Source organism: Herbaspirillum sp. meg3, assembly GCF_002257565.1.
Lineage (GTDB): Bacteria > Pseudomonadota > Gammaproteobacteria > Burkholderiales > Burkholderiaceae_D > Herbaspirillum.
Genome location: NZ_CP022736.1, coordinates 1437208 through 1462792, shown reverse-complemented (window position 1 = coordinate 1462792; position 25585 = coordinate 1437208). Strand labels below are relative to the sequence as shown.

Genomic DNA, 25585 nt, shown 5'->3' with positions numbered 1-25585 from the left:
GGCCGGGTGAGCCACGAATCGTTATCGCCGCATCCAAGCTTGCGCGCACGGGACATCTGCAAAGGATAAAGCAACGTCTTATATAAGACATAAGATACCATTTTTATCTTGCACGAGTATTTTACTGAATGTCGTGCCTTTGCAATACCCAGGCTGTAACATTTGCGCTGGTGCGCTCGCCGCAGTTGCAAAAGCCACTACGCTGCCAATTCATCGATGAAAACGCAGCGCTCCTCCCGACCCAACCTATCTTCAGCTCAAGCATGCCTTTGATTTTGTTCAACAAACCGTTTCAGGTCCTGTGCCAGTTCTCGGCACATCCGGAACACGATACGCTGGCGAATTACCTCGACATTCCCGATATTTACCCCGCTGGCCGCCTGGACGCCGATAGTGAAGGCTTAATGCTGCTGACTGACGACGGCCAATTGCAGCATGAGATCAGCCATCCCAAACGCAAGCAGCCAAAAGTTTACCTGGTGCAAGTAGATGGCGTCCCTGACCGGGACACGTTGGAACGGCTGCGCAATCCACTCGATCTGGGTGATTTCGTGACACAGCGAAGTGAAGTCAAACATGTTGCCGAGCCAGACTGGCTGTGGCCGCGCAATCCGCCGATACGCGTAAGGAAGAGTCAGCCGACCAGTTGGCTTACCATCAAGATCTCCGAAGGAAAGAATCGCCAGGTTCGCCGCATGACCGCCGCTGTCGACCTGCCAACGTTGCGGCTGGTGCGCATTGCTATCGGCCCTTTTTCACTGCAAACCGACCCTCTGATGCCGGGTGAATGGAAGGCAGTGGAACCAGGCGAGCTGAATCGCCAAACCTGACATTATGCTGACTAAAAACCCCGATACTACGCGGGATGCAAAGAAATTTTCTTTTTTGGAATTTTCTGTCAACCAAGCTTTCAGCACGTCGTTATTGGCAATGATTCACGAGAATCACCGTTTTCTTAACATGTTAAATTTGAAGGACTGCAAAATGAAAAAATTGATCGCCGCTCTGATCGCTGGTCTGTTCGCTACTACCGTTTTCGCACAAGCTGCAGCTCCTGCTGCCCCAGCAGCTCCAGCTGCTGACGCTGCTGCTCCTGCTCCAAAGGCTAAGAAAGCGAAGAAGAGCCACAAGGCTAAGAAGGCTAAGAAGGCTGCTGCTGCTGACGCTGCTAAGTAATCTAAGCTTTCGCACGACTAAAAGGCAGGCTCGTCCTGCCTTTTTTCATTTCCGCTCCAGATTTCTCGATCCGACAGCCGGTTTTGACGAGATCTCCCGATTACAGCCTACGACACGCCACTGGCAATCCATCCTCGCTATAATCCGCTGATCACCCGTCACCCTTATCTCAAATTCATCATGCGCCGTTCACTTGCACTGCTTACCGCACTTGCTGCTTTCGCGACCGCCCTCCCGTCTTACTCCCAGCAACTTCAGAAATTCCCCACGATCACGCTCAATGCCGGGCTGTATCTGATCAAGGCCGAGGTCGCCTCGACCGAAGCACAGCGTGAGCAGGGCTTGATGTTCCGGGACAAAATGGGCGCCAATGAAGGCATGGTGTTCGCTTTTGGCCAGCCGGCTGGCGTCTGCATGTGGATGAAGAACACGTTGATCCCTCTTTCCGTCGCCTTTATGGACGAGACCGGCAAGATCATCAATATCGAAGAAATGAAGGAGCAGACTCTGGATTCGCACTGCGCCACCAAGGCGGCAACCTACGCCCTGGAGATGAACAAGGGCTGGTTCAAGCAAAAAAACATCAAACCAGGTACCGTGATTGAAGGTTTGCCACGCTAAACACCCGGCAAGCAGTCCGTGACGCGCTGAACGACGTCACGGTAAGCACTTATAGCTTGTGAGGATTTGGCAACCCGTCCAGACAAGTGATGATGGATGGCAGACCAGATTGATCGCCTGAGAAGAAGCAGCGCAATTTCAGTACGACAGCCTCGGATACAGCCCGAGAGTGGTGAATACGATAGCCGCAAATGCAAAAACCCGCCAAATCGCTTGGGCGGGTTGATGTTTCGAATCGATATCACTATCGATTCAGCATTGCTTGAGTCTTAGCCGCAGCAAAGACCCAGTCAACGACAAGAATTAAGCAGCCAGTGCCTTCAGGGCAGCAGCCAGACGGCTCTTGTGGCGAGCAGCCTTGTTCTTGTGAATGATTTTCTTGTCAGCGATGCTGTCAATGGTCGAAACCGACGATTGAAACACGGAAGTCGCAGCAGCCTTGTCGCCTGCAGCGATCGCCTTGCGAACAGCCTTGATTGCTGTACGCAGCGTCGAACGCTGGCTGGAGTTGTGCGCGTTTTGCTTAACAGCTTGACGAGCACGTTTGCGTGCTTGTGCGGTATTTGCCATGAATAATTATCCTAAATCGAGATCGAGTGCATCGCAATCTTGATAACTTGCGAGGCGGAATTCTGTAAAGCCACGGATTATAACCACTTTTCCTCAAACTGGCAAATACAGCCCTATTATCGCCCTTGCGTGTTGCAAAGCGGTCAAATTGCCAAGAATCAACAAATCCTGAAATCGGATTTTTCGCCTCGCCGAACCTTCACGTGCTCACCTTCTCAAACGCCATTACCCCGGCCCTCAATGGCACCAAACCGCCTGCCGCATCAAAAACGAAAGCTATAATGCCGTCCCATGAACTTGCATAAAACGCTTGCCACCGTCTCTGGCATGACGATGTTATCCCGCATTACCGGCCTCGCAAGAGAAATCCTGTTCGCGCGCGCATTCGGCGCCTCGGCCTACACGGACGCCTTCAACGTGGCTTTCCGCATTCCCAATCTGCTGCGCCGCCTCTTTGCCGAAGGAGCCTTTTCGCAGGCGTTCGTCCCCATCCTTGCCGAATATAAAAACCAGAAAGGCGATGCCGCCACCAAAAACCTGGTTGATCACGTGGCAACGGTATTGATCTGGGTCATGCTGGCGACCAGCATCGTCGGCATTCTGGCCACGCCGCTGATTGTCTATTTCATCGCTACGGGCCTTAAATATAATCAAGGGGCTTTTGATGCATCCGTGATGATGACGCGGATTATGTTTCCCTATATCGGCTTCATGGCGTTTGTTGCCTTGGCAGGCGGCATTCTCAATACCTGGAGAGAGTTCAAGATTCCGGCTTTTACGTCAGTGCTGCTGAACGTTTCTTTCATCGTGGCTTCGCTGTTCGTCGCGCCTTACATGGATCAGCCGATCTACGCGATGGCCTTTGCCGTGTTCGTTGGCGGCATATTGCAGGTGGCGCTGCAAATCCCGGCACTGACAAAAATCGGCATGCTGCCGCGCCTGTATCTCAATCCAATGATCGGTCTCTCGGATGAAGGGGTCAAACGCGTGCTCAAGAAGATGGGGCCGGCCGTGTTCGCCGTCTCTGCCGCGCAGATCAGCCTGATGATCAATACCAACATCGCCTCCCGCCTCGCACATGGCAGCGTGTCGTGGCTGTCGTATGCGGACCGCCTGATGGAGTTTCCCACCGCCTTGCTCGGTGTGGCGCTCGGCACGATTTTGTTGCCCAGCCTGTCGAACGCCCATGCCGAAAATGATATGGCGGAATACTCCTCCCTGCTCGACTGGGGTCTGCGCCTGACATTTTTGCTGGCGCTGCCTTGCGCGGTCGGCTTGGCGACGCTTTCCGAGCCGTTGACGGCAACGCTATTCCATTACGGAAAATTCGATACGGTGTCGGTAGCGATGACCAGCCATGCGCTGGTCGCCTATGGCGTGGGCCTGATCGGCCTGATTCTGGTAAAGATTCTCGCGCCCGGTTTCTACGCAAAACAAGATATCCGCACACCCGTCAAGATTGCCATTGGCGTGCTGATTGCAACGCAGTTGATGAATTACATTTTTGTGCCGTGGATCGCGCATGCCGGACTGGCCCTGTCGATCGGGCTGGGCGCCTGCCTCAATGCCGCGTTTCTGTTCTGGGGACTTCGCCGCCGCAACATCTACACGCCACAACCGGGCTGGCGCATGTTCCTGATCAAACTGACCGGCGCGCTGTTCCTGCTGGCCGGCGTCGCACTTGCCGTGGCGCGGCATTTTGACTGGATCGCCATGCGCGCGCATCCGGCCGAACGCGTCGGCGCGCTGATGCTGGTATTCGCTGCCTGCGGCGTCGCCTATTTTGGCGCGTTGATGGCGATGGGCTTCCGTTTCCGCGACTTCAAACGCATCGGTCGCTGAACACGCATTTATTTTTTGTTTTCCCGGCAATGTTGCTTTAGCGCCCCATTGCCAGGCAAACATTTCACAAGCGCGCATATTTTGATAGCATGATCAACATATGACGCTTACACCGCTCGAATATTTTTCTTCGCTGGTTCGTCAAGACGATTCGATTCCGCTGTTTGAATCGGCTCTGGCGTTGGGCCAGGATGCCTATCCCGATCTGGATTTTTCCGCCTGCCAGATCGAGATGGATACGTTAGCGCTCAAGCTGAAGCAGCGCCTCTCGGCCGATGCATCGCATATTCAAAAACTGCGCATGCTGAACCATTTCTTTTTCCAGGAATTGGCTTTCGCCGGCAACATCAATAACTATTACGATCCCGACAATAGTTACATCCATCGCGTCATCACGTCGCGCCGCGGCATTCCGATTTCGCTGGCGGTGGTGTACATGGAGCTGGGCCAGCAGATCGGCCTGAACATGAAGGGCATCTCCTTTCCCGGCCACTTCCTGATGAAACTGTCGGTGCAGTCCGGCGATATCGTACTGGATCCGATGAACGGTTCCAGCCTGTCGCGCGAAGAATTGGAAGAACGGCTTGAGCCCTATCTGGAGCAGCAGGAATACGGCGACGAGCTACCGCTTGCCGCTTATCTGCGGGCGGCACACCCGCGTGAAATCCTCACTCGCATGCTGCGCAATCTGAAGGCGATCTTCACTGACGCGCAACGCTGGCAGCACGTGCTCGATGTGCAGGAACGTCTGGTGATTTTATTGCCGGATGAAATTACCGAGCGCCGCGACCGCGGGCTGGCGTATGCGAATATGGCGGAGCCGCAGGCTGCGCTGGACGATCTGGAGGCCTATCTGGCCTTGCGCCCCGATGCGGAAGACGCCGACCTCATGCGCGATAAGCTGCCGGAATTGCGCCATGCAAGCCGGCGCCCCAATTAGGATTTAACTCGGAGTCGATCCGGGTTAAATCAAGATTGAAGACGCCGTCCCTGTAGAACTGACTACCCCTTCGAACGCGCTTCGATCACTTCCCAGCGTTCCAGGTTTTCCAACAGCAAACCGTCGATTTCGGCAAAGCGTGCATTCAGACTCACTGCAGTATCCGCACCTTGCTTGTACAGATCAGGATCAGCCAGCTTGGCAGAAATCGCCGCCTGCTCTTCTTCCAATTGCGCGATCAGCTTGGGCAACTCTTCCAACTCACGCTGCTCCTTGTAACTGAGCTTCTTCGGCTTGGCCGCTGCGGCAACCGGTGCTGCTTGCACTTCTGCGGGCTTGGCTTCCGGCTTGCTGTCGGCCTTCCTGGCTGTCGCCTGCATGTTCGCGCGCACGCGCTCCCAATCGCTGTAACCGCCGACATATTCGCGCCACACGCCATCGCCTTCGGAAGCGATCACCTGTGTCACCACGTTGTCGAGGAAAGTACGATCATGGCTGACCAGGAAAACGGTGCCGGTATATTCTTCCAGCAACTCTTCCAGCAATTCCAGCGTATCGATATCGAGGTCGTTGGTCGGTTCATCGAGCACCAGCACGTTGGCCGGCTTGGCGAACAGACGCGCCAGCAGCAAACGATTGCGCTCGCCGCCCGACAAGGTGCGTACCGGCGAACGTGCACGTTCCGGTGCGAACAGGAAATCGCTCAGGTACGTCATGACATGCTTGCGCTGACCGTTGACTTCTACCCAGTCACTACCGGGTGCAATGGTTTCGGCCAGGCTGGCTTCTTCGTTGAGCTGAGTGCGCATCTGGTCGAAGTACGCGACCTGCAACTTAGTGCCTTGACGCACGGTGCCGGCATCAGCAGTTTCTTCGCCGAGAATGAGCTTGAGCAATGTCGTCTTGCCGGCGCCGTTCTGACCGATCAGGCCGACCTTGTCGCCGCGCATGATGGTACCGGTGAAATCGCGCACGATGGTCTTCGGACCATAAGCCTTGCTGACGTTTTCCAGTTCCGCCACGATCTTGCCGGAGCGTTCGCCGGAAGAAACTTCCAGTTTGACCTGGCCTTGGCGGTCGCGGCGCACGCTGCGTTCCTGGCGCAAGGCTTCGAGACGGCGTACGCGGCCTTCGTCGCGGGTACGGCGTGCCTGTACACCCTTGCGGATCCAGACTTCTTCCTGCGCGAGAAATTTGTCGAATTTGGCGTTCTCTACTTCTTCATTGGCCAGCAACTCCGCCTTGCGGCCCTGATAGGTGCTGAAGTTGCCCGGGAAGGAAAGTATTTTGCCGCGATCCAGTTCGATGATGCGCGTGGCAACGTTGTCAAGAAAGCTACGATCATGGGTGATGAACAGCACACTGCCCTTGTAGTCGCGCAGCAGTGCTTCCAGCCACAGGATGGAGCCGAAATCCAGATGGTTGGTCGGCTCATCCAGCAGCAGCACGTCGGGAGCGCCGACCAGGCCGCATGCCAGCGCCACGCGCTTTTGCATACCGCCGGACAATTCGCCGATCAGCGAGTCAGCTTTGAGGTTGAGCTTGTCGAGTGTAGTTTCGACTTTGTGGTTCAGACTCCAGGCGTCGGCAGCATCGAGCTTGACCTGAATGTCGTGCATGCGCTCCATCAGCGCATCATCGTTGTCGCCGCCGAACTGACCGGTCAGCGATTCGTATTCGGCCAGCAGCGCCGGCAATTCGCCGAGGCCGGAAGCGACCGCGTCGAAAATCGACATCTCTGCGGGGAAATGCGGCTCCTGATCAACATAGGCGATCTTCAGGCCTTGCTGCATCACCAGCAGACCATCGTCCAGTTTGGAAACGCTCGCGATGATTTTCAGCAAGGACGACTTGCCGGTGCCGTTGCGACCGATCAGGCCGACGCGTTCGCCTATTTCTAGGGAAAACTCCGCGCGATCGAGAAGCGCAACGTGTCCGAATGCAAGCTGCGCATTGGAGAGAGAAATGACTGCCATAAGTATGCCGAGGGATGAAATCGAAGGCCGGGCAGAAGCTGCTTTGCCGCGACTGAATTAAGAGGAAAGACCGCATTGTACCGATTGTGCAGGGGGTTCGTGAATCTAACGTCGATCTGCACGCGATCTTCCTGCCGTAATACTGCGTCGCAACAACGATAATTGCCAAACAACAACAAACGATATGTTTTTGGCATGATCCAGCACCAAAAGAAGTACAACGCAGGCAGCCACGTACATTTGGAAACATAATCGCGCCCTTGATTGCTCTCAGATCAGCAGTCAGGGGCACCCCATGTTGTAAGATACGGCACGCCCTTCACTAACAATGACCATGCGCTTTAACTCTCGTTTTCCCCAGGTTTCCCGTCAACGCGGTTTTCTGAATCCCAATATCGCCAAATTCATCGCCTTCACCGTCCTCGGGCTGGCGATCATTGGCGCATTGATCATCGCCTACGCGCTGATCTTCATCAATCCACGCCTGCCGTCGCTGGATGTCATCACTGACTATCGTCCGAAAGTACCGCTGCGGATTTATTCCGCCGACAATGTGTTGCTGGGCGAATTCGGCGAAGAGAAACGCAGCCTGGTGAAGCTCGATGCCATCCCTGCCAACTTGAAAAATGCTGTGCTGGCGATTGAAGACTACCGCTTCTATCAGCATGGCGGCATCGACTACATCGGTATCGCGCGCGCATTGGCGACCGACGTCATCAAAGGCCACGCCAGCCAGGGCGCCAGCACCATCACCATGCAGGTGGCGCGCAATGTGTTCCTGACGAAGGAAAAAACTGTTTCGCGCAAACTCTATGAAGTTCTGCTGGCCAACAAGATTGAAGCGACCCTGAGCAAAGATCAGATTCTTGAGGTGTACATGAACCAGATCTATCTGGGACAACGCGCCTTCGGTTTTGCCGCTGCGGCACGCACCTATTTCGGCAAGGACATCAAGGACATCACACTGGCGCAAGCCGCCATGCTGGCCGGTTTGCCGAAAGCACCGTCGGCGTACAACCCGATCGTCAATCCCAAGCGCGCCCACATCCGCCAGCAATACATCCTGCAACGCATGCTGGATCTGGAATACATCACGCAAGCGCAATATGACGCTGCCGTCAAAGAAGATATCCAGGTGCGCGCACCCGGCAATCAGTACAACGTTCACGCCGAGTACGTGAATGAAATGGTGCGCCAGATGGTCTATGCGCAGTACAAGGAAGACACCTATACCCACGGCATCACCGTCACCACCACCATCAATGCAGCCGATCAGAAGGCAGCCTATGACGCCGTGCGCAAGGGTGTGATGGACTACGACCGCCGCCACGGCTATCGCGGTCCGGAAGAAACCATCGAGTTGCCGTCGGGCGACGACGACCGCGCGCAAGCCATCGATGACGCCATGGATGACCATCCCGACAACGACGATATCCTGGCTGCCGTCGTCGTGTCGGCTGATCCGAAACAGATCCAGGCCGTCATTCGCAGTGGCGACAAGATCACGCTGAGCGGCGACACCTTGAAATTCGTGGCGGCGGCATTGGGGCCAAAAGCCAAGAAAGAAATCCGCATTGCACCCGGTGCTGTGATCCGCGTCATGCAGGATGCCAAGAAAAACTGGCAGATCGTGCAGCTACCGGAAGTGGAGGCAACGCTGGTGTCGGTGACGCCACAGAATGGCGCGATCCGCGCGCTGGTCGGCGGCTTTGACTTCACGCAAAATAACTTCAACCACGTGACGCAGGCATGGCGTCAGCCAGGTTCGACGTTCAAGCCGTTCATCTACTCAGCCGCGCTGGAAAAGGGTTTCGGCCCTGCCAGCATCATCAACGATGCACCGGTGTCCTACCCTGCGGGCAACGGCCAGCCGAACTGGGAACCGAAGGACGATGATCCGCCGGCCGGCCCGATGTCGATGCGCACCGCCTTGCAAAAATCGGTCAATCTGGTGGCAATACGCACCCTCGACGCGATCGGTGTGAAGTATGCCCAAGACTTCATCACCAGCCATTTCGGCTTCGATGTCGACAAGGTGCCGCCTTATCTGCCGATGGCTCTGGGCGCGGGTCAGACCACGCCGCTGCAGCTGGCGTCCGCTTATGCGATCTTCGCCAACGGTGGTTACAAGATCAATCCTTACCTGATCACGCAAATCGCGGATGCACGCGGCAAGGTGTTGTCCAAGGCTGATCCTCTGGTGGTCGGCAACAATGCGCCACGCGCCATTGATGAACGCAACAGCTATGTCATGACCAGCCTGCTGCAATCGGTCGCACAACGCGGCACCGGCGCACGCAGCAACTCGCTCAAGCGCACTGATCTGGCGGGCAAGACCGGTACGACCAACGATGCGATGGACGGCTGGTTCGCCGGTTATCAACGCACGCTGACGACTGTTGTCTGGATGGGTTACGACCAACCCAAGACCCTGGGCAGCAAAGAATTCGGCGCGCAACTGGCCTTGCCGATCTGGGTGGATTACATGGGGGCCGCGCTCAAGGGCGTGCCGCAATTCGACATGCCGGCACCGGCAGGCATCAAGTTTGTCGATGGCGAGCCTTACTACGACAACTTCTCTCCAGGTGATGGCTTTGTCGCCTCGCTGGGTACGGAAGGCGGCGGTGTGGTGGACGCCTTGTCCAATTTCTTCGGCTGGTCAAAGAATCCGAACTCGGAGACGCCTGCACCGGCAAGTTCGACCGGCGCCCCGGCATCGCCTGCACAGGTCGATCGGGACAAGCTCTATCAGGGTCATTGACCAGTCTCTGACCCCGCTGACCGGATCGCAAAAAAGAAAAAGCGCAGAAGACAATATCTTCTGCGCTTTTTTTATCTTCGTATCTGGCGCCCCCGACACGGATCGAACGTGTGACCTATCCCTTCTTACCACCATGGCTTTCGCCACCAAGTAACTTGTTTGTGGTCTGGACTATACCTTGGCCATGGACTTGCAGTCCGCAGGCCGGAGCCGTCTAGTCTCTACACCTTCCGCACGATAACAACCCGGTGCGGCTTGGCTCGGTATTGCCAGCAGCCGTTTGCAGCATAAGCACTGCAAGCGCTGTCAGGGTTCACCGAATTTGACTCCATTCACACGGCGCCTTTCGGATGCCGGTGCCCAATTGTATTTAGGAGGGGATCGCTCTATCCACTGAGCTACGGGGGCGTGGGCGCTATTGTAGCGGGTGTGGGCGGGTATGGAAAGGCGCGCAGTCGGATCAAGCGCGGCTTGTGCGACCGTCGAACCAATTCTGATCCAGGCACAAGCGCAGTTGCATGCGGGCGCGATAGAGCAGCACGCTGCAATTGCTGGCAGTGATCTTGAGCTCCTTGCAGATCTCGGCAATCTCGAACTCGAACAGTTCACGCATGGAAAACACACGCGCCATCACCGGCGTAAGCTTGTTCAGGCAAAAATCCATGATGTCGAAGAACTGCGACTGCTGCAGGGTTTCCGCCGGATTACCCCAATCGGCGGGCGCTTCGGCCCAATGCCCGGTGTCGTCAAAAAGTACGTCGAAGTCGGTCGGATCGCCGGTTTCCTCTTGCGTGATCTGGACGTACTTCTTTTCCTTGCGAATCAGGTCGACGATCTTGTGCTTGAGAATACCGACCAGCCAGGTACGCAACGACGACTTGCCGGAAAAACCCGCGGCGTTTTGCAAAGCTGCCAACAAGGTTTCCTGCGCGACATCCTCGGCAGCATCTTCCTGCAGATGCAAGCGTGCAAACTTGACCAGCATGCTACGCTCGGCAATCACTGACTGTTCAAACGACTTGTCGGCCATGGGATTCATCTGTCTTCTGAAATTGATCTGTACGGCAACATACACTGCAAAAACGCTACTGTACTTGGATTTTCATGTTGCTGGTGTGCGGGCATGATAAACGCCGGCTCTTATACAATGCAAACATTGCGATCAATTCTCCGATCAGCTCGCCGCATATAACTTACAACGATTATTTATATGGCCAGCCTTATATCTTTCCCGATGTTCGCACGCAGCGTACGACGCGCATTTCCGACGCTGTATGTGGCGCGTTCCCTGGCATTATGTGCTGGGCTGATGACAGCCATGTTACCGTCGGCTCACGCGCAAAGTTCAAGCTCCGTCTCGACTTCCACCTCGGCCCGGCAAACCTTGCCGGATACGATTGCCCAGCGTGTCGTCGCCTGTACCGCGTGCCATGGAAAAGAAGGACGCGCCTCCAGCGACGGCTTTTATCCCCGCATCGCCGGTAAGCCGGAAGGCTATCTATTCAATCAGCTCACCAACTTCCGCGATGGCCACCGGCAGTATCCGCTGATGACTTATCTGTTGGATCATCTTTCCGACGCCTATCTGCATGAAATCGCCAACTACTTCTCTGAGCAACATCCGCCCTACCCCGCCCCGCAGCCGAGTGACGCCACGCCGGCAGTACTGGAGCGCGGCCGTAATCTGGTCATGAATGGCGACAGCAGCAAGAAAGTGCCGGCCTGCATCGCCTGTCATGGACAAGCGTTGACCGGCGTAGCACCTGCCGTTCCAGGCCTGATCGGTTTGCCGCGCGACTATATCAATTCGCAGTTCGGTGCGTGGCGAAACGGCGTACGCAAAGCGAAAGCGCCTGACTGCATGGCACAGATCACGCAAAAACTGACACTGGAAGATATCAACGCGGCCAGCAGCTGGCTCGCCGCCCAAACCGTCCCGGAAGGCGCAGTACCGGCCCCTGCCACAACCGTCAAACTGCCGCTGGCTTGCGGCAGCGTCACTGAATAAGGGGCAGCTCATGAAACGCATCTTGCCGGCCCTCTTCTTGCTGATCATCGCCGTCCCCGCCGTCATGGTCGGCATGCAATTTGTTGATCATGACAACGATGCACCGGCACAATCGGCCGCCCCGATGAATCCCGAAGGGCAAGTCATCCGCGGCGCCTACCTGGCCCGCGCCGGTGACTGCATGGCCTGTCATACGGCACGCGGTGGGCAGCCCTATGCCGGTGGCCGCGCCATACCGACACCGTTCGGGACGCTGTACGCCCCCAATATCACCGCCGACAAGGAGACCGGCCTGGGCAGCTGGAGCGCAAAAGATTTCTGGCGCGCACTGCATCACGGCAAATCGAAGGACGGCAGCTTCCTTTACCCGGCCTTCCCGTATCCGAACTACACCAAGGTGACGCGCGAAGACGCCGATGCCTTGTTCTCGTATCTGCAAACCGTTAAGCCGGTGCATCAGGTCAATCAGGAACACGCACTGCGCTTTCCCTACAACTACCGTATTCTCCTGGCCGGGTGGCGCGCGCTGTACTTCACACCGGGTTCCTACGCACCGGAAAGCAAACAATCGGTCGAGTGGAATCGCGGCGCTTATCTGGTTCAGGGATTGGGTCATTGCAGCGCCTGCCATACGACACGCAACGCATTCGGCGCAACCGTGGATAAGTCCGATCTGGCCGGCGGCCTCATTCCGATCATGAACTGGTATGCGCCGTCGCTGACCTCAGACGCTGAAGCCGGGCTCGGAAAATGGGAAATGGCTCACATCACAGCGCTATTGAAAACCGGGGTCTCGCCGCGCAGCACGGTATTCGGCCCCATGGCGGAAGTCGTCAGCCAGAGTTTGCAACATCTGAGCGACGGCGACGTCCTGGCCATGGCGGTCTATCTGAAATCCTTGCCGCAGAACGATCCTCCGCCGGCGCTCGACACGGCGCAGCCGGACAAGGCAACGGCCGATCGTATTCTGCAAGCCGGCAGTAAGATCTATGAGCAGCAATGCGCCGAGTGCCACCAAGCCAATGGCCAGGGCATCGCACCGGCTTACCCGCCGATGAGCGGCAACCGTTCGCTGACGATGGGATCTGCAGTCAATCCGATTCGCATGGTGCTCAATGGTGGCTTCCCGCCGTCAACCGAAGGCAATCCCCGCCCCTACGGCATGCCACCTTTCGGACAGGCTCTGAACGACCAGGAAGTCGCGGCGGTCGTGTCGTATATCAGGAATAGCTGGGAAAATCGCGCCGGTTTTGTCTCGCCGCAAGAGGTGAATCGCTATCGATCGATTCCGCTGGATTAATGCTTGCAGCCCGGTTGATGGTTGGTTGATGCTTGGTTGATGCTTGGTTGAAGCTTGGTTGATGCTTGGTTGATGCTTGGTTGATGCTTGGTTGATGCTTGGTTGATGCTTGGTTGATGCTTGGTTGATGCTTGGTTGATGCTTGGTTGATGCTTGGTTGATGCTTGGTTGATGCTTGGTTGATGCTTGGTTGATGCTTGGTTGAGCAAAGAACGCGCTTGGGAGAGGAACGTCGGTTACGGCATTCGGCTGATTGGCGGGACCATCAAACTGTGAGGTCTTACTGCGACGTACGCGGGTCGAACATCAATGGGCGGTGAATCAGCATGGAACCATCAAGTTCGGAATCAAGCGCTCTTCGCTTCCATGCTGAGCTTGTAGCCCATGCCGCGTACCGTCTTCACATAGTCGGCGGCGGCCCCCAGGGATTTGCGCAGACGCATGATGTGTACGTCGACGGTGCGCTCTTCGATGAAGGTGTGATCACCCCAGACTTTGTCCAGCAACTGGGCACGTGAAAAAATGCGTTCCGGATGCGCGACCAGGTAGCGCAGCAGCTTGAATTCCGCCTGATCCAGTTCGATCTCGTCCTTGTCGACCGTAACGCGATGACGTTCGGTATCAATGCCGAGCAAGCCATAGGACAAACTCTGATGACCAACTTCCGGTACTTTGCGACGCAGCAGTGCCTGTACCCGCGCCACCAGTTCTTTCGGTGAAAACGGTTTGGTGACGTAATCATCGGCCCCTTCGTTCAGACCTTTGACCTTATCTTCTTCCATGCCCTTTGCGGTCAGCATGATGACCGGTAAACCGGCGGTACGCGCATCTCTGCGCCACTCGCCCAGCAACGCCAACCCCGACGTATCAGGCAGCATCCAGTCCAACAGAACCAATTGCGGCAAGGCGGTCGCGATGAGCTTGCGGGCTTCTGCCGCATCACTGGCGATGCTGGTGGCAAAGCCTGCACCTTGCATGGTGAAGCGCAGTAGCTCCGCGATACTCGGCTCGTCTTCGACTAATAAGATATGTGGCTGATCTTTTGACATGCGCTGCAATGTTGACTTGTGATGGTTGGCGATGTACTCAGGGCAGTGGTTCGCCGCCGCCCTGCCCCGCGCTCTTCTACCCGCCTATTCAGGCCGCTACTTTATCAGCAATCCGCTGCGCCATCGCCTGCGCCGTGTCAGCCTGCTGCGCCTCAACCATGACGCGGATCAGCGGTTCGGTGCCGGATGGACGAATCAGGACGCGGCCAGTGTCGCCGAGCGCCTTCTCGACCGCATCTTTTTCGGCTTGCATGCCAGGATTGGTCTTCCAGTCGAAGCCCGCAGGAATCTTCACATTGATCAGTACTTGCGGATACATACGGATGTCTGCTGTCATCTCGGCCAGGCTTTGTCCGGAGCGTTTGAGCGCCGACATGACCTGCAGCGCCGAAACAATGCCGTCTCCGGTGGTGTGCTTGTCGAGGCACAGCAAATGGCCGGAGCCTTCACCGCCGAGCAGCCAGCCACGTTCCTGCAGAGTTTCCAGAACATAGCGATCCCCGACCTTGGCGCGCGCGAAACCGATACCCATTTTCTTGAATGCGACTTCCAGCGCCATGTTGGTCATCAGGGTACCAACGGCCCCCGGCACCGGACCGCTAGCCAGACGGTCCTTGACCATCACATACAACAGCTCGTCGCCGTTATAAATGCGGCCGGTGGCATCCACCATCACCAGACGATCAGCGTCACCGTCAAGTGCAATGCCGACGTGCGCGTGATTGGCGCGCACCGACTTGGACAAGGCTTCCGGGGCGGTGGCGCCAAAACCTTCATTGATGTTCAACCCGTTGGGCTGGTTGCCTATGTTGATGACTTCAGCGCCCAGTTCGTGGAAGACATGCGGCGCGATGTTGTAGGCGGCACCATGGGCACAATCGACGACGATGCGCATGCCGTGCAGGTCGAGATCGTTTGGAAAGGTCCCTTTGCAAAATTCGATATAGCGGCCTTGTGCGTCGTCGAGGCGTTTAGCCTTACCCAGCTTTTCAGACGATACGCAGCTCATGGGTGTATCCAGCGCGGCTTCGATTTCTGCCTCAACCGCGTCCGGCAGTTTGTTACCGGAAGCCGAGAAGAACTTGATGCCATTGTCGTGATACGGATTATGGGAAGCCGAAATCACCACGCCCGCCGACAGCCGCAACGCACGCGTAAGGTAAGCGATCGCCGGTGTCGGCATCGGTCCGGCTAGCATCACATCAACGCCTGCCGCCGCAAAGCCTGCCTCCAGCGCAGCCTCCAGCATATAACCGGAAATACGGGTGTCCTTGCCGATCAGTACTGTCGGCTTGGTCGACGATGCCCATGATTTGGTCAGCACTTTTCCTGCAGCGTAACCAAGACGCATGACGAAATCGGGAGTAATTGGCGCGACGCCGACACGTCCACGCACACCATCGGTACCAAAATATTTTCCAGCCATGATTCCTGTATTTCCTCTTGAAGAGTCTTTTTTATAAATAATTATCAGATAGCAGTGGCATCCGTGATACCTGCATGCCAGACATTGAGCGCATCGACAGTCTCCGCGACATCGTGTACACGGATAATCATCGCACCTTGCGCTGCTGCTGCCAAGGCCGCACCGATACTGCCGGCCAGACGCTGATCCAATGGCTTACCGGTAATTGCACCGATCATGGATTTGCGCGACATCCCAGCCAGTAAGGGCAGGCCCAAGGTTTGGATCAGCTTTTGGGTATTTCTCAGCAAAGCATAGTTATGCTCGACACTCTTGCCGAAGCCAAAACCTGGGTCGATGCACAAACGATCATGGTCAACGCCGGCGGCTTTGAAAGCGTCGACACGGGCTTGCAGAAATGCGGTCACTTCTCCGACCACATCGTGATATGCCGGCTTCTGCTGCATGGTTTGCGGCTCACCCTGCATATGCATGATGCAAAGGCCGGCGGTACTGTCTTTCACCGCATCGATGGCGCCGGGCGCCCGAAAACCATTGATGTCGTTGATCATGTCGGCGTCGGCGATCAGCGCCTCGCGCATGACTTCTGGCTTGTAGGTATCAATCGACAGAGGCTTGCCACAATCGCGCAAGGCGTAAATCAAAGGCATCACGCGCTTGAGTTCTTCATCCAGAGGAACCGGCGGAATACCGGGCCGGGTCGACTCACCACCGATGTCGATGATATCGACGCCGTCGGCAATCATCTGCTCGGCGCGAGAAATGGCGAACTCCAGCGCATGATAATTGCCGCCGTCAGAAAACGAATCGGGAGTGACGTTGAGGATACCCATTACCAGCGGCCTGCGGCCCGGTGTAACAGGGAGGCGATAACGCCCGCATTGTAGATATTGTTGGCTCATTCGGTTACTTCGATGTTCTGACTCCGGGTGCATTCAGCACGGTAGGCGACCATGGGCTTAATCCATCCCTACATGCAAAAGACTCCGCAAACCTTGCAAGAGCCCTTACCCAAAGAAAAAGGGCGAGGATTACTCCTCACCCTGAGACCAGCTTCGCTTCCAGTCCCGCTATCAGGCGGGAGCAGTCGCGGTCGGCGAAATGTCGCCTGGCGTATTGTCGGAAGACTTCTTGACCGGTACACCGTACTTCGGTGGACGCGGCTCGTTGCCTGCCATGATGTCGTTGATCTGATCGGCATCGATGGTTTCCCAATCAAGCAGCTTTTGCGCCATGACTTCGACCTTGTCGCGGTTTTCTTCCAGCAGACGACGCGACAATGCATATTGCGTATCGAGGATGCTGCGGATTTCGGCATCGACCTTTTGCTGTGTCGCTTCGGACACGGTCTTTGACGACATACGACCGAAGTAGGCGTCTTGCTCGGTATCTTCGTAGACCATGGTGCCGAGCGCTTCGGACATGCCGTAGCGAGTCACCATTGCACGTGCCAGCTTGGTTGCGCGTTCAAAGTCATTGGACGCGCCAGTCGACATCTGATGCATGAAAATTTCTTCTGCGATACGGCCACCGAACAGGATGGCGATCTCTTCAAGCATCTTGTCCTTGTACATGTTGACGCGATCATGCTCAGGCAACTGCCATGTCAAACCCAGCGCATAGCCGCGCGGCATGATGGTGACTTTGTGAACCGGATCAGCCTTCGGCAACAGTTTGGCGACAACAGCGTGACCCGACTCATGGAACGCAGTATTGCGGCGCTCTTCTTCGCGCATCACGGCGGACTTGCGTTCCGGCCCCATGACGATCTTGTCCTTGGCATCTTCGAAGTCCTGCATTTCAACCAGACGCTTGCTGCGACGTGCGGCGAACAATGCTGCTTCGTTGACCAGGTTGGCCAGATCGGCGCCCGAGAAACCAGGCGTACCGCGTGCCAGGATATCGGCCTTGACGTCAGGAGCGATAGGCACCTTACGCATGTGGACATACAGAATTTGTTCGCGACCGCGGATATCCGGCAAGCCGACCATCACCTGGCGGTCGAAACGACCCGGACGCAGCAGCGCTTTGTCCAACACGTCAGCACGGTTGGTTGCAGCAATCACGATAACGCCGGAGTTGGCTTCAAAACCATCCATCTCGACCAGCATCTGGTTGAGCGTTTGTTCACGCTCATCGTTACCACCGCCCATGCCGGCGCCGCGATGGCGACCGACTGCGTCGATTTCGTCGATGAAGATGATGCACGGTGCGTGCTTCTTGGCGTTTTCGAACATGTCGCGCACGCGCGATGCGCCCACGCCGACGAACATTTCAACGAAATCGGAACCGGAAATGGTGAAGAAGGGAACCTTCGCTTCGCCTGCAATCGCACGCGCCAGCAATGTCTTACCAGTACCTGGAGGACCAACCATCAGCACGCCGTGAGGAATACGGCCGCCGAGTTTCTGGAATTTGGTTGGATCGCGCAGGAACTCGACCAGCTCCTGCACTTCTTCTTTAGCTTCATCGCAACCTGCAACGTCGGCGAAAGTGACGGAATTGCTGTTCTCGTCAAGCATGCGCGCCTTCGACTTGCCGAAGGAAAACGCGCCGCCTTTGCCGCCGCCCTGCATCTGGCGCATGAAGAACACCCAGACACCGATCAACAACAGCATCGGGAACCAGGAGATGAAGACTTGCGACAGGAAGGATTGCTCTTCCGGTTGCTTGACATCGAACTTGACGCCGTTGTTCAGCAGATCGCCGACCAAGCCGCGGTCCAGATAGGTCGCGGCAGTTTTGACCTTCTTGCCGTCTTGCGTGGTCGCAACGATGCTGCGATCTTCAATAGTAGCGTCTTTGATGTGACCGGCTTTTACTTCGCTGATGAAGTCGGAGTATGCGATCGGTGTAGCGCCCGACGCCAGGCTACGGCTATCGAACTGTTTAAAGACCATAAACAGCACCAGGGCGATCACCACCCAGATGGCGGCTTTGGAAAACATGTTGTTCACTAGAACTCCTCCGACGCGAGCGCGCCTCATTACCTTGTATATATCCGATTTTACTCGGATTCATCTGCGCTTACTAGGAAACCGTCCATCCCTGGCTGACGTAAATAGACTACGGCAGACCGGCGGAGAAACTTGAATCGCGGCCGATGGCAAGAACACACCCAAATCACCGCAAAAAACGCCCTGAGGAATAAAAATCGTAAGGTTCCAGCAGTGGATGTGTGGCCGGAATCGGTGAAATCAAGAAGAAAAATGGCCGAAATGCAAGATTACCGGCCGATTTAATGAGGATTCTTCAAAATTTTGCCCAAAAGGAAAATTTCGGACGATTTATCGCGGCTGGCTTTTGGCTTTTTCGATGTGACGGTTTTAAATTCCGCCCGGAATTTGTGCACCAGCTCGTTGTAACCGGTACCGTTGAAGCATTTCACCAACACCGAACCGGTCGGTTTCATGTGGGCCTGCGCAAATTCAATTGCCAGATCGATAAGATGCTCAACCCGTGCGGCATCGGCAATCGCCACGCCGGACAGGTTCGGCGCCATGTCGGACAGCACCAGATCGACCTGGCGTCCGTCCAAGATGGCTTCCAGTTGACGCAAGGAGTCTTCTTCGCGAAAGTCACCCTGAATGAAGTGGACATCGGCGATCGGATCCATCGGCAACATGTCCAGCCCAATGATGGTGCCGCGAATACCGCCTCCCTCCAGCCCGGCCAGCTTATTGCGGGCGTATTGCGACCAACTGCCGGGAGTGGAACCAAGGTCGACGATCACCTGACCAGGCTTGATCAGCTTCTCATCCTCATCGATTTCCTTGAGCTTGTAGGCCGCGCGTGCGCGATAGCCTTCCTTCTGCGCAAGCTTCACATACGGGTCGTTAATGTGATCATGCAGCCAGTTTTTGTTTAATTTGTTCTTTGCCATTCGCGTAGAATACTGGTTTTAAATATTGAGGGACAGAGTTCGGGCCGGTTTAACTGGCCTCAGGCACCAAGCCGCTCGCCCACCGGAAACAAACTATGTTGAAACTTACTCCTGCAGAGCGCAGTGAACTGCGTGCCGAAGCGCATGGCCTGAGCCCTGTCGTGATTATCGGCGAAGGCGGCCTGACTGCCGGCGTCACCAAAGAAATCGATGCCAGCCTGAATGCCCACGGCCTGATCAAGGTTCGCGTGTTCGGCGATGACCGCGAAGCGCGCGTCGCCATCTACGACACCATCTGCGAACAACTCAAGGCTGCGCCGGTGCAACACATCGGCAAACTGCTGGTGATCTTCCGCCCCAAGAAGGAAGCCGCGAAAGAACGCAGCGAAACACGCGGCAAGGGCATGCGCGAAGTCACCATCGTCAAGCCTAGCGCCAGCGGCACCAAGCGCCCATCGGTCACCAAGGTCATGCTCAAGGGCAACGAACGCGTTACTGCGGGCGGCTCGATCAAACGCGCCAAGCCTCGTCAGAAAAGCGCAAAGAAATCCATGGGCTAATGCCGTTAGCCACAACGCCTACCAAAATGAGCACCGTGGAGAATAGTGTTACCACCTGACTGGAATTCAAATCAAGCAAGAAAAAATGCCCGCTTCAGCGGGCATTTTTTTAACCATCGCAGCGCCGTAAATTATGTACAGCTTGTCATCCAAAGCGCCTGCGTCGGCCTTTACGCTACGACTTAAACGTAGCGCACTTCCAGAATTTCATACTCACGCACGCCCGATGGCGCTTCAACGGCAACCACGTCGCCGGCGCTCTTGCCGATCATCGCACGTGCGATCGGCGAGGTCACGGAAACCTTGGATTCCTTGATATCCGCTTCGTCAATACCGACGATCTGATAGGTGACTTTTTCACCGCTGTCCAGGTTTTCCAGATCGACCGTCGCAGCAAACACCACGCGGCCATCCGCGCCTGCGCTCAATGTCGTCGGATCAACGACCAGCGACGAACCCAGCTTGCCTTCAAGATCGGCAATGCGGCCTTCGATGAAAGCCTGGCGTTCCTTGGCGGCATCGTATTCGGCGTTTTCCGACAGATCGCCTTGCGCGCGCGCTTCGGCAATCGCGTTGATGACCGCTGGACGCTCTTTGGTTTTCAGACGCTGCAACTCTTCCTTCAGAAGCTCTGCACCATACTTGGTGATAGGAACTGTACTCATAAAACTCTCAACAAAAAAATGAGGCACTTTTGTATGACTTGCCCTGGAGGCTGTTGCAAAATCAAACTGAATGCGCGTGAAACATGATGCGGTGCGAGATCAATTTTGCAACAGCCCTGACGGGCAAATACAGAGTTTGCCGTTAAAAAAGACACAGAGGGCATCGAATACTCAGATGCCCTCTGTGACTAGCAATAAAACGTGTATGTGGGTTTAGTGTATAGCTTTATGCAGCCCTTGTAAATCATACACATCCAGCGCATTCAGGTGACGCATGCCCTCAACCGCAGCCTCTGCGCCGGCGATGGTCGTGAACGTTGTCACGCGCGCTGCCAGCGCCGAAGTACGGATCGCGCCGGAGTCGGCAATCGCGGTGCGCTTCTCTTCGACTGTGTTGACCACGAGTGTGATTTCGTTGTTCTTGATCATGTCGACGATATGCGGACGACCTTCCACCACCTTGTTCACGGTCGTGACAGGAATGCCCGCAGCGCTGACGGCCGCAGCCGTACCCTTGGTCGCAACGATGGAGAAGCCGAGACCGACCAGATCCTTCGCCACTTGCACGGCGCGCGGTTTGTCACTGCCTTTCACGCTCAGGAATACCTTGCCCGATGTCGGCAGCTTGACGCCTGCTCCCAGCTGCGACTTGACGAAGGCTTCGCCGAAAGTCTTGCCCACGCCCATGACTTCACCGGTCGACTTCATCTCAGGTCCGAGAATGGTGTCGACGCCCGGGAATTTCACGAACGGGAACACGGCTTCCTTGACGCTGAAGTAAGGCGGGATCACTTCGTTCTTGATGCCCTGGCTGTCCAGCGACTGACCGACCATGCAACGTGCAGCGATCTTCGCTAGTTGCAAACCGGTTGCCTTAGAGACGAACGGTACGGTACGCGATGCGCGTGGGTTCACTTCCAGCACGAAGACGACGTCTTGCAACTTGCCGTCGACTTCAGTTTGCTGGATTGCGAACTGCACGTTCATCAGGCCGACCACGTTCAGGCCCTTGGCCATCAGTGCGGTCTGACGCTTCAGTTCTTCGATGGTTTCTTTCGCCAGCGAGTAAGGCGGCAGCGAGCAAGCCGAGTCGCCCGAGTGCACGCCGGCTTGTTCAATGTGTTCCATCACGCCGCCGATGAAGGTGCGCTCACCGTCCGACAAGCAGTCGACATCGACTTCAATCGCATCGTTCAGGAAGCGGTCCAGCAACACCGGCGAGTCATGCGAAACCTTGACGGCTTCACGCATGTAACGCTCGAGGTCGCGTTGCTCGTGGACGATTTCCATCGCGCGGCCACCCAGCACGTAGGAAGGACGCACCACCAGCGGATAACCGATTTCCTGCGCCAGACGCAGTGCGTCGGCTTCGGTACGCGCGGTGCGATTCGGCGGCTGGCGCAGACCGAGGTCGTGCAGCAGCTTTTGGAAACGCTCGCGGTCTTCTGCAGCATCGATCATGTCCGGCGAAGTACCGACGATAGGCACGCCATTGGCTTCCAGATCCAGCGCCAGCTTCAGCGGCGTCTGACCGCCGTACTGCACGATCACGCCGTATGGTTTTTCCAGCGCGACGATTTCCAGCACATCTTCCAGCGTCAACGATTCAAAATACAGGCGGTCGGAGGTGTCGTAGTCGGTCGAAACAGTTTCCGGATTGCAGTTGACCATGATGGTTTCGTAACCGTCTTCGCGCATTGCCAGCGCAGCGTGCACGCAGCAATAGTCGAATTCGATACCCTGGCCGATGCGGTTAGGACCGCCGCCCAGCACCATGATCTTCTTCTTGTCGGTCGGCTTCGACTCGCACTCTTCTTCATACGTCGAGTACATGTAAGCCGTGTTGGTCGAGAACTCGCCCGCGCAAGTATCAACCCGCTTGTAGACCGGACGGATGTTCAGCGCATGGCGCTTCTCGCGCACGGCGGTGTCGGTAACCTTCAGCAGCTTTGCCAGACGACGGTCAGCGAAGCCCTTTTGCTTGAGCTTGTACAAGGTCGCCTTATCCAGGCCTTCCAGTGTCTGGCCATTTTCCAGCCACAGTTCGATGTCGACGATTTCCTTGATTTGCGACAGGAACCACGGATCGATGTGCGTGAGGCCATGCACTTCTTCCAGTGTGAAACCTTGCGCAAACGCATCGCCCACGTACCAGATACGGTCAGGACCAGGCTCGCCCAGTTCTTCCTTGATGGTTTCGTGGTCGGTGGTCTTTTCGTTCATGCCGTCGACGCCGACTTCCAGGCCGCGCAAGGCTTTCTGGAACGATTCCTGGAAGGTGCGGCCGATCGCCATGACTTCACCGACCGACTTCATTTGCGTGGTCAGGTGATTGTCTGCTTGCGGGAATTTCTCGAACGCAAAACGCGGAATCTTGGTGACGACGTAGTCGATCGACGGCTCGAACGATGCAGGAGTCGCGCCGCCGGTGATTTCGTTACGCAGCTCATCCAGCGTGAAGCCGACTGCCAGCTTGGCGGCGATCTTGGCGATCGGGAAACCGGTCGCTTTCGATGCCAGTGCAGACGAACGCGAGACGCGCGGATTCATTTCAATGACGATCATGCGGCCGTCGGCCGGATTGACCGAGAACTGCACGTTGGAGCCGCCGGTGTCGACGCCGATTTCACGCAGCACCGCCAGCGAGGCGTTACGCATGATCTGGTATTCCTTGTCGGTCAGCGTTTGCGCCGGCGCGACTGTGATGGAGTCGCCGGTATGGACGCCCATCGGATCCAGGTTTTCGATCGAGCAGACGATGATGCAGTTGTCGGCCTTGTCGCGCACGACTTCCATCTCGTACTCTTTCCAGCCGATCAGCGATTCTTCAATCAACAGCTCGGTGGTCGGCGAAGCTTCCAGGCCGCGCTTGCAGATGGTTTCGAATTCTTCGGCGTTGTAGGCGATGCCGCCGCCGGTGCCGCCCATGGTGAACGACGGACGGATAATGACCGGGAAGCCCAGTTCCTTCTGCACCGCCCACGATTCTTCCAGCGTGTGCGACACGCCCGAACGTGCAGAACCCAGACCGATCTTGGTCATGGCGTCCTTGAACTTGGAGCGGTCTTCGGCCTTGTCGATGGCTTCCGGCGAGGCGCCGATCAGTTCGCAACCGTATTTTTCGAGCACGCCATTGCGGTGCAGGTCGAGTGCGCAATTCAGCGCAGTCTGGCCGCCCATGGTCGGCAGGATCGCGTCCGGCTTTTCCTTGGCGATGATGCGTTCCACAACTTGCCAGGTAATCGGCTCGATGTAGGTGACGTCCGCCATTTCAGGATCGGTCATGATGGTCGCAGGATTGCTGTTGACCAGGATGACTTTGTAGCCTTCTTCGCGCAGTGCCTTACAGGCTTGCGCACCGGAATAGTCGAATTCGCAGGCCTGACCGATGATGATCGGACCAGCGCCGATAATCAGGATGCTTTTAATGTCGTTACGCTTAGGCATGTTTCTTTTTCTCCATCATCGCCACAAATTTATCGAACAGGGGGGCGATGTCATGCGGCCCGGGCGATGCTTCGGGGTGGCCCTGGAAGCAGAACGCAGGCTTATCGGTACGGGCAAAACCTTGCAGCGAGCCATCAAACAGCGACACGTGCGTGACGCGGCAGTTGGCCGGCAGTGTCGCGGCATCCACGGCGAAACCGTGGTTTTGCGAAGTGATCAGCACTTGCTTGTTATCCAGATCCTGCACCGGATGGTTCGCGCCATGGTGGCCGAACTTCATCTTCAGTGTCTTGGCGCCGGAAGCCAGCGCCATGATCTGATGGCCGAGGCAGATGCCGAAAGTCGGGATGCCACGCTCGATCAGTTCCTTGGAAGCAGCAATCGCGTAATCGCATGGCTCCGGATCGCCGGGGCCATTCGACAGGAAGATGCCGTCTGGATTCAAGGCCAGCGCCTCGGCGGCAGTTGCCTGCGCCGGCAGCACGGTGACTTTACAGCCGCGCTCAGCCAGCATGCGCAGGATGTTGTACTTGACGCCATAGTCGAACGCAACCACGTGGAATTTCGGTGTAATTTGCTGACCGTAGCCGCGACCCAGTTTCCACTCGGTCTCGGTCCAGTTGTAGGCTTGCTTGGTCGACACGACCTTGGCCAGGTCCATGCCGGCCAGTCCCGGGAAACCGCGCGCCAGTTCCAGCGCCTTGGCGGTTGCCGCTTCGATATTCGTTTCGCCGGCGACGATGGCGCCGCTTTGAGCCCCCTTCTCGCGCAGGATTCGGGTCAGCTTGCGCGTATCAATATCGGCAATGGCCACAATGTTGCTGGCTTGCAGGTATTCGGTCAGTGTTTGCTTGGTGCGGAAATTGGAGGTCAGACGCGGCAGATCTTTGATGATCAGGCCGGCAGCGTGGATCTGCGATGCTTCAACGTCTTCGGCATTGACGCCGGTGTTGCCGATATGCGGATAAGTCAGTGTGACGATCTGGCGGCTGTAGCTGGGATCGGTCAGAATTTCCTGGTAGCCGGTCATGGCGGTGTTGAAAACGACTTCACCAGTCGTGTTACCGGCAGCGCCGATCGAAACACCAAGAAAAACGGACCCGTCTGCTAGCGCGAGGATGGCCGGAACGGTAGGGCCAGAAAGAAGAGGCAGCAAGGGTAACTCCTGAGATTGTTACCGCCGCTGGCCTGACCAGATCGTGTTGCTGGGATCAGCACTCAATTCTCAGTACCCAACCGGCGACCGGCGCAAACGCCCCGTTTTGAAGCACGTGGGGTGGTTGTTTGGTCTGCTGGGACGAGGTGAAGGATTCGGTATGCGCTACGGCGGAATTTAAATTAGCTAAACCGCTCTATTATAG

21 protein-coding genes are annotated in these 25585 nt (G+C 56.4%); 9 read left to right on the top strand and 12 right to left on the bottom strand.

What is annotated here, in order from left to right; all coding sequences use genetic code 11:
- The first annotated feature begins 263 nt into the window (after nucleotides 1-263).
- The 3 genes from hmeg3_RS06620 (at nucleotide 264) to hmeg3_RS06610 (ending at nucleotide 1797) form a co-directional block, all read left to right on the top strand.
- Nucleotides 264-830, top strand: a complete 567-nt coding sequence (locus hmeg3_RS06620; protein ID WP_094566177.1) for a pseudouridine synthase — start codon at nucleotides 264-266, stop codon at nucleotides 828-830.
- Nucleotides 831-984: 154 nt separating this feature from the next.
- Nucleotides 985-1176 (top strand): hypothetical protein, encoded by a 192-nt coding sequence (locus hmeg3_RS06615; RefSeq protein ID WP_094566176.1) that lies wholly within the window; start codon nucleotides 985-987, stop codon nucleotides 1174-1176.
- 180 nt (nucleotides 1177-1356) lie between these two features.
- Nucleotides 1357-1797 carry a DUF192 domain-containing protein gene (locus hmeg3_RS06610; protein ID WP_094563038.1) on the top strand — a complete coding sequence of 147 codons (441 nt, stop codon included), beginning with the start codon at nucleotides 1357-1359 and terminating at the stop codon, nucleotides 1795-1797.
- Between the two features lie 303 nt (nucleotides 1798-2100).
- On the opposite strand, the gene rpsT is transcribed toward hmeg3_RS06610, so the two are convergent.
- A complete protein-coding gene (gene rpsT / locus hmeg3_RS06605; RefSeq protein WP_006463174.1) occupies nucleotides 2101-2367 on the bottom strand; it encodes a 30S ribosomal protein S20 in 267 nt (88 codons plus the stop codon).
- Between the two features lie 291 nt (nucleotides 2368-2658).
- Between rpsT and murJ the strand changes: the two genes are divergently transcribed.
- Together murJ and hmeg3_RS06595 are read left to right on the top strand one after the other, a co-directional pair.
- Entirely contained in the window at nucleotides 2659-4209 is a 1551-nt protein-coding gene (gene murJ / locus hmeg3_RS06600) for a murein biosynthesis integral membrane protein MurJ (protein WP_094563037.1), read from the top strand.
- A gap of 100 nt (nucleotides 4210-4309) precedes the next feature.
- Nucleotides 4310-5149: a SirB1 family protein gene (locus tag hmeg3_RS06595; protein WP_094563036.1), complete on the top strand. Its 840-nt coding sequence runs from the start codon at nucleotides 4310-4312 to the stop codon at nucleotides 5147-5149.
- A 62-nt stretch (nucleotides 5150-5211) separates the two neighbouring features.
- On the opposite strand, the gene hmeg3_RS06590 is transcribed toward hmeg3_RS06595, so the two are convergent.
- A complete protein-coding gene (locus hmeg3_RS06590) occupies nucleotides 5212-7125 on the bottom strand; it encodes an ATP-binding cassette domain-containing protein (protein WP_094563035.1) in 1914 nt (637 codons plus the stop codon).
- A 334-nt stretch (nucleotides 7126-7459) separates the two neighbouring features.
- Between hmeg3_RS06590 and hmeg3_RS06585 the strand changes: the two genes are divergently transcribed.
- On the top strand, nucleotides 7460-9886 hold the full coding sequence (locus tag hmeg3_RS06585) for a penicillin-binding protein 1A (protein WP_094566175.1): 2427 nt from the start codon (nucleotides 7460-7462) through the stop codon (nucleotides 9884-9886).
- Nucleotides 9887-10346: 460 nt separating this feature from the next.
- Here the strand turns inward: hmeg3_RS06585 and hmeg3_RS06580 are convergent, their stop codons facing one another.
- Nucleotides 10347-10925, bottom strand: coding sequence for a sigma-70 family RNA polymerase sigma factor (locus hmeg3_RS06580; protein ID WP_232511907.1), 579 nt, complete (start codon nucleotides 10923-10925; stop codon nucleotides 10347-10349).
- A gap of 195 nt (nucleotides 10926-11120) precedes the next feature.
- Between hmeg3_RS06580 and hmeg3_RS06575 the strand changes: the two genes are divergently transcribed.
- Together hmeg3_RS06575 and hmeg3_RS06570 are read left to right on the top strand one after the other, a co-directional pair.
- A complete protein-coding gene (locus hmeg3_RS06575; protein ID WP_094566173.1) occupies nucleotides 11121-11894 on the top strand; it encodes a cytochrome C in 774 nt (257 codons plus the stop codon).
- 10 nt (nucleotides 11895-11904) lie between these two features.
- Nucleotides 11905-13194: a cytochrome c gene (locus hmeg3_RS06570; protein WP_094563034.1), complete on the top strand. Its 1290-nt coding sequence runs from the start codon at nucleotides 11905-11907 to the stop codon at nucleotides 13192-13194.
- On the opposite strand, the gene hmeg3_RS06565 is transcribed toward hmeg3_RS06570, so the two are convergent.
- The 6 genes from hmeg3_RS06565 to hmeg3_RS06540 all read right to left on the bottom strand — a co-directional run bounded on the left by hmeg3_RS06565 (nucleotide 13191) and on the right by hmeg3_RS06540 (nucleotide 19552).
- Nucleotides 13191-13403 (bottom strand): hypothetical protein, encoded by a 213-nt coding sequence (locus hmeg3_RS06565; RefSeq protein WP_094563033.1) that lies wholly within the window; start codon nucleotides 13401-13403, stop codon nucleotides 13191-13193. The two genes, hmeg3_RS06570 and hmeg3_RS06565, sit on opposite strands and share 4 nt — an antisense overlap.
- Nucleotides 13404-13541: 138 nt before the next feature.
- Entirely contained in the window at nucleotides 13542-14243 is a 702-nt protein-coding gene (locus tag hmeg3_RS06560; RefSeq protein ID WP_094563032.1) for a winged helix-turn-helix domain-containing protein, read from the bottom strand.
- A gap of 88 nt (nucleotides 14244-14331) precedes the next feature.
- Entirely contained in the window at nucleotides 14332-15669 is a 1338-nt protein-coding gene (glmM, locus tag hmeg3_RS06555) for a phosphoglucosamine mutase (protein WP_094563031.1), read from the bottom strand.
- Between the two features lie 44 nt (nucleotides 15670-15713).
- Nucleotides 15714-16571: a dihydropteroate synthase gene (gene folP / locus hmeg3_RS06550; protein ID WP_094563030.1), complete on the bottom strand. Its 858-nt coding sequence runs from the start codon at nucleotides 16569-16571 to the stop codon at nucleotides 15714-15716.
- A 171-nt stretch (nucleotides 16572-16742) separates the two neighbouring features.
- Nucleotides 16743-18626: an ATP-dependent zinc metalloprotease FtsH gene (ftsH, locus tag hmeg3_RS06545; RefSeq protein WP_094563029.1), complete on the bottom strand. Its 1884-nt coding sequence runs from the start codon at nucleotides 18624-18626 to the stop codon at nucleotides 16743-16745.
- A gap of 281 nt (nucleotides 18627-18907) precedes the next feature.
- On the bottom strand, nucleotides 18908-19552 hold the full coding sequence (locus tag hmeg3_RS06540) for an RlmE family RNA methyltransferase (RefSeq protein WP_094563028.1): 645 nt from the start codon (nucleotides 19550-19552) through the stop codon (nucleotides 18908-18910).
- A 95-nt stretch (nucleotides 19553-19647) separates the two neighbouring features.
- Here hmeg3_RS06540 and hmeg3_RS06535 point away from each other — a divergent pair, with 95 nt between their 5' ends.
- Nucleotides 19648-20112, top strand: a complete 465-nt coding sequence (locus hmeg3_RS06535; RefSeq protein ID WP_007880202.1) for a YhbY family RNA-binding protein — start codon at nucleotides 19648-19650, stop codon at nucleotides 20110-20112.
- Between the two features lie 182 nt (nucleotides 20113-20294).
- On the opposite strand, the gene greA is transcribed toward hmeg3_RS06535, so the two are convergent.
- The 3 genes from greA to carA all read right to left on the bottom strand — a co-directional run bounded on the left by greA (nucleotide 20295) and on the right by carA (nucleotide 25380).
- On the bottom strand, nucleotides 20295-20777 hold the full coding sequence (gene greA, locus hmeg3_RS06530) for a transcription elongation factor GreA (protein ID WP_094563027.1): 483 nt from the start codon (nucleotides 20775-20777) through the stop codon (nucleotides 20295-20297).
- A gap of 213 nt (nucleotides 20778-20990) precedes the next feature.
- On the bottom strand, nucleotides 20991-24224 hold the full coding sequence (carB, locus tag hmeg3_RS06525; protein WP_094563026.1) for a carbamoyl-phosphate synthase large subunit: 3234 nt from the start codon (nucleotides 24222-24224) through the stop codon (nucleotides 20991-20993).
- Nucleotides 24217-25380 carry a glutamine-hydrolyzing carbamoyl-phosphate synthase small subunit gene (carA, locus tag hmeg3_RS06520; protein ID WP_094563025.1) on the bottom strand — a complete coding sequence of 388 codons (1164 nt, stop codon included), beginning with the start codon at nucleotides 25378-25380 and terminating at the stop codon, nucleotides 24217-24219. The genes carB and carA overlap by 8 nt, the downstream gene beginning before the upstream one ends.
- Nucleotides 25381-25585 lie beyond the last annotated feature (205 nt).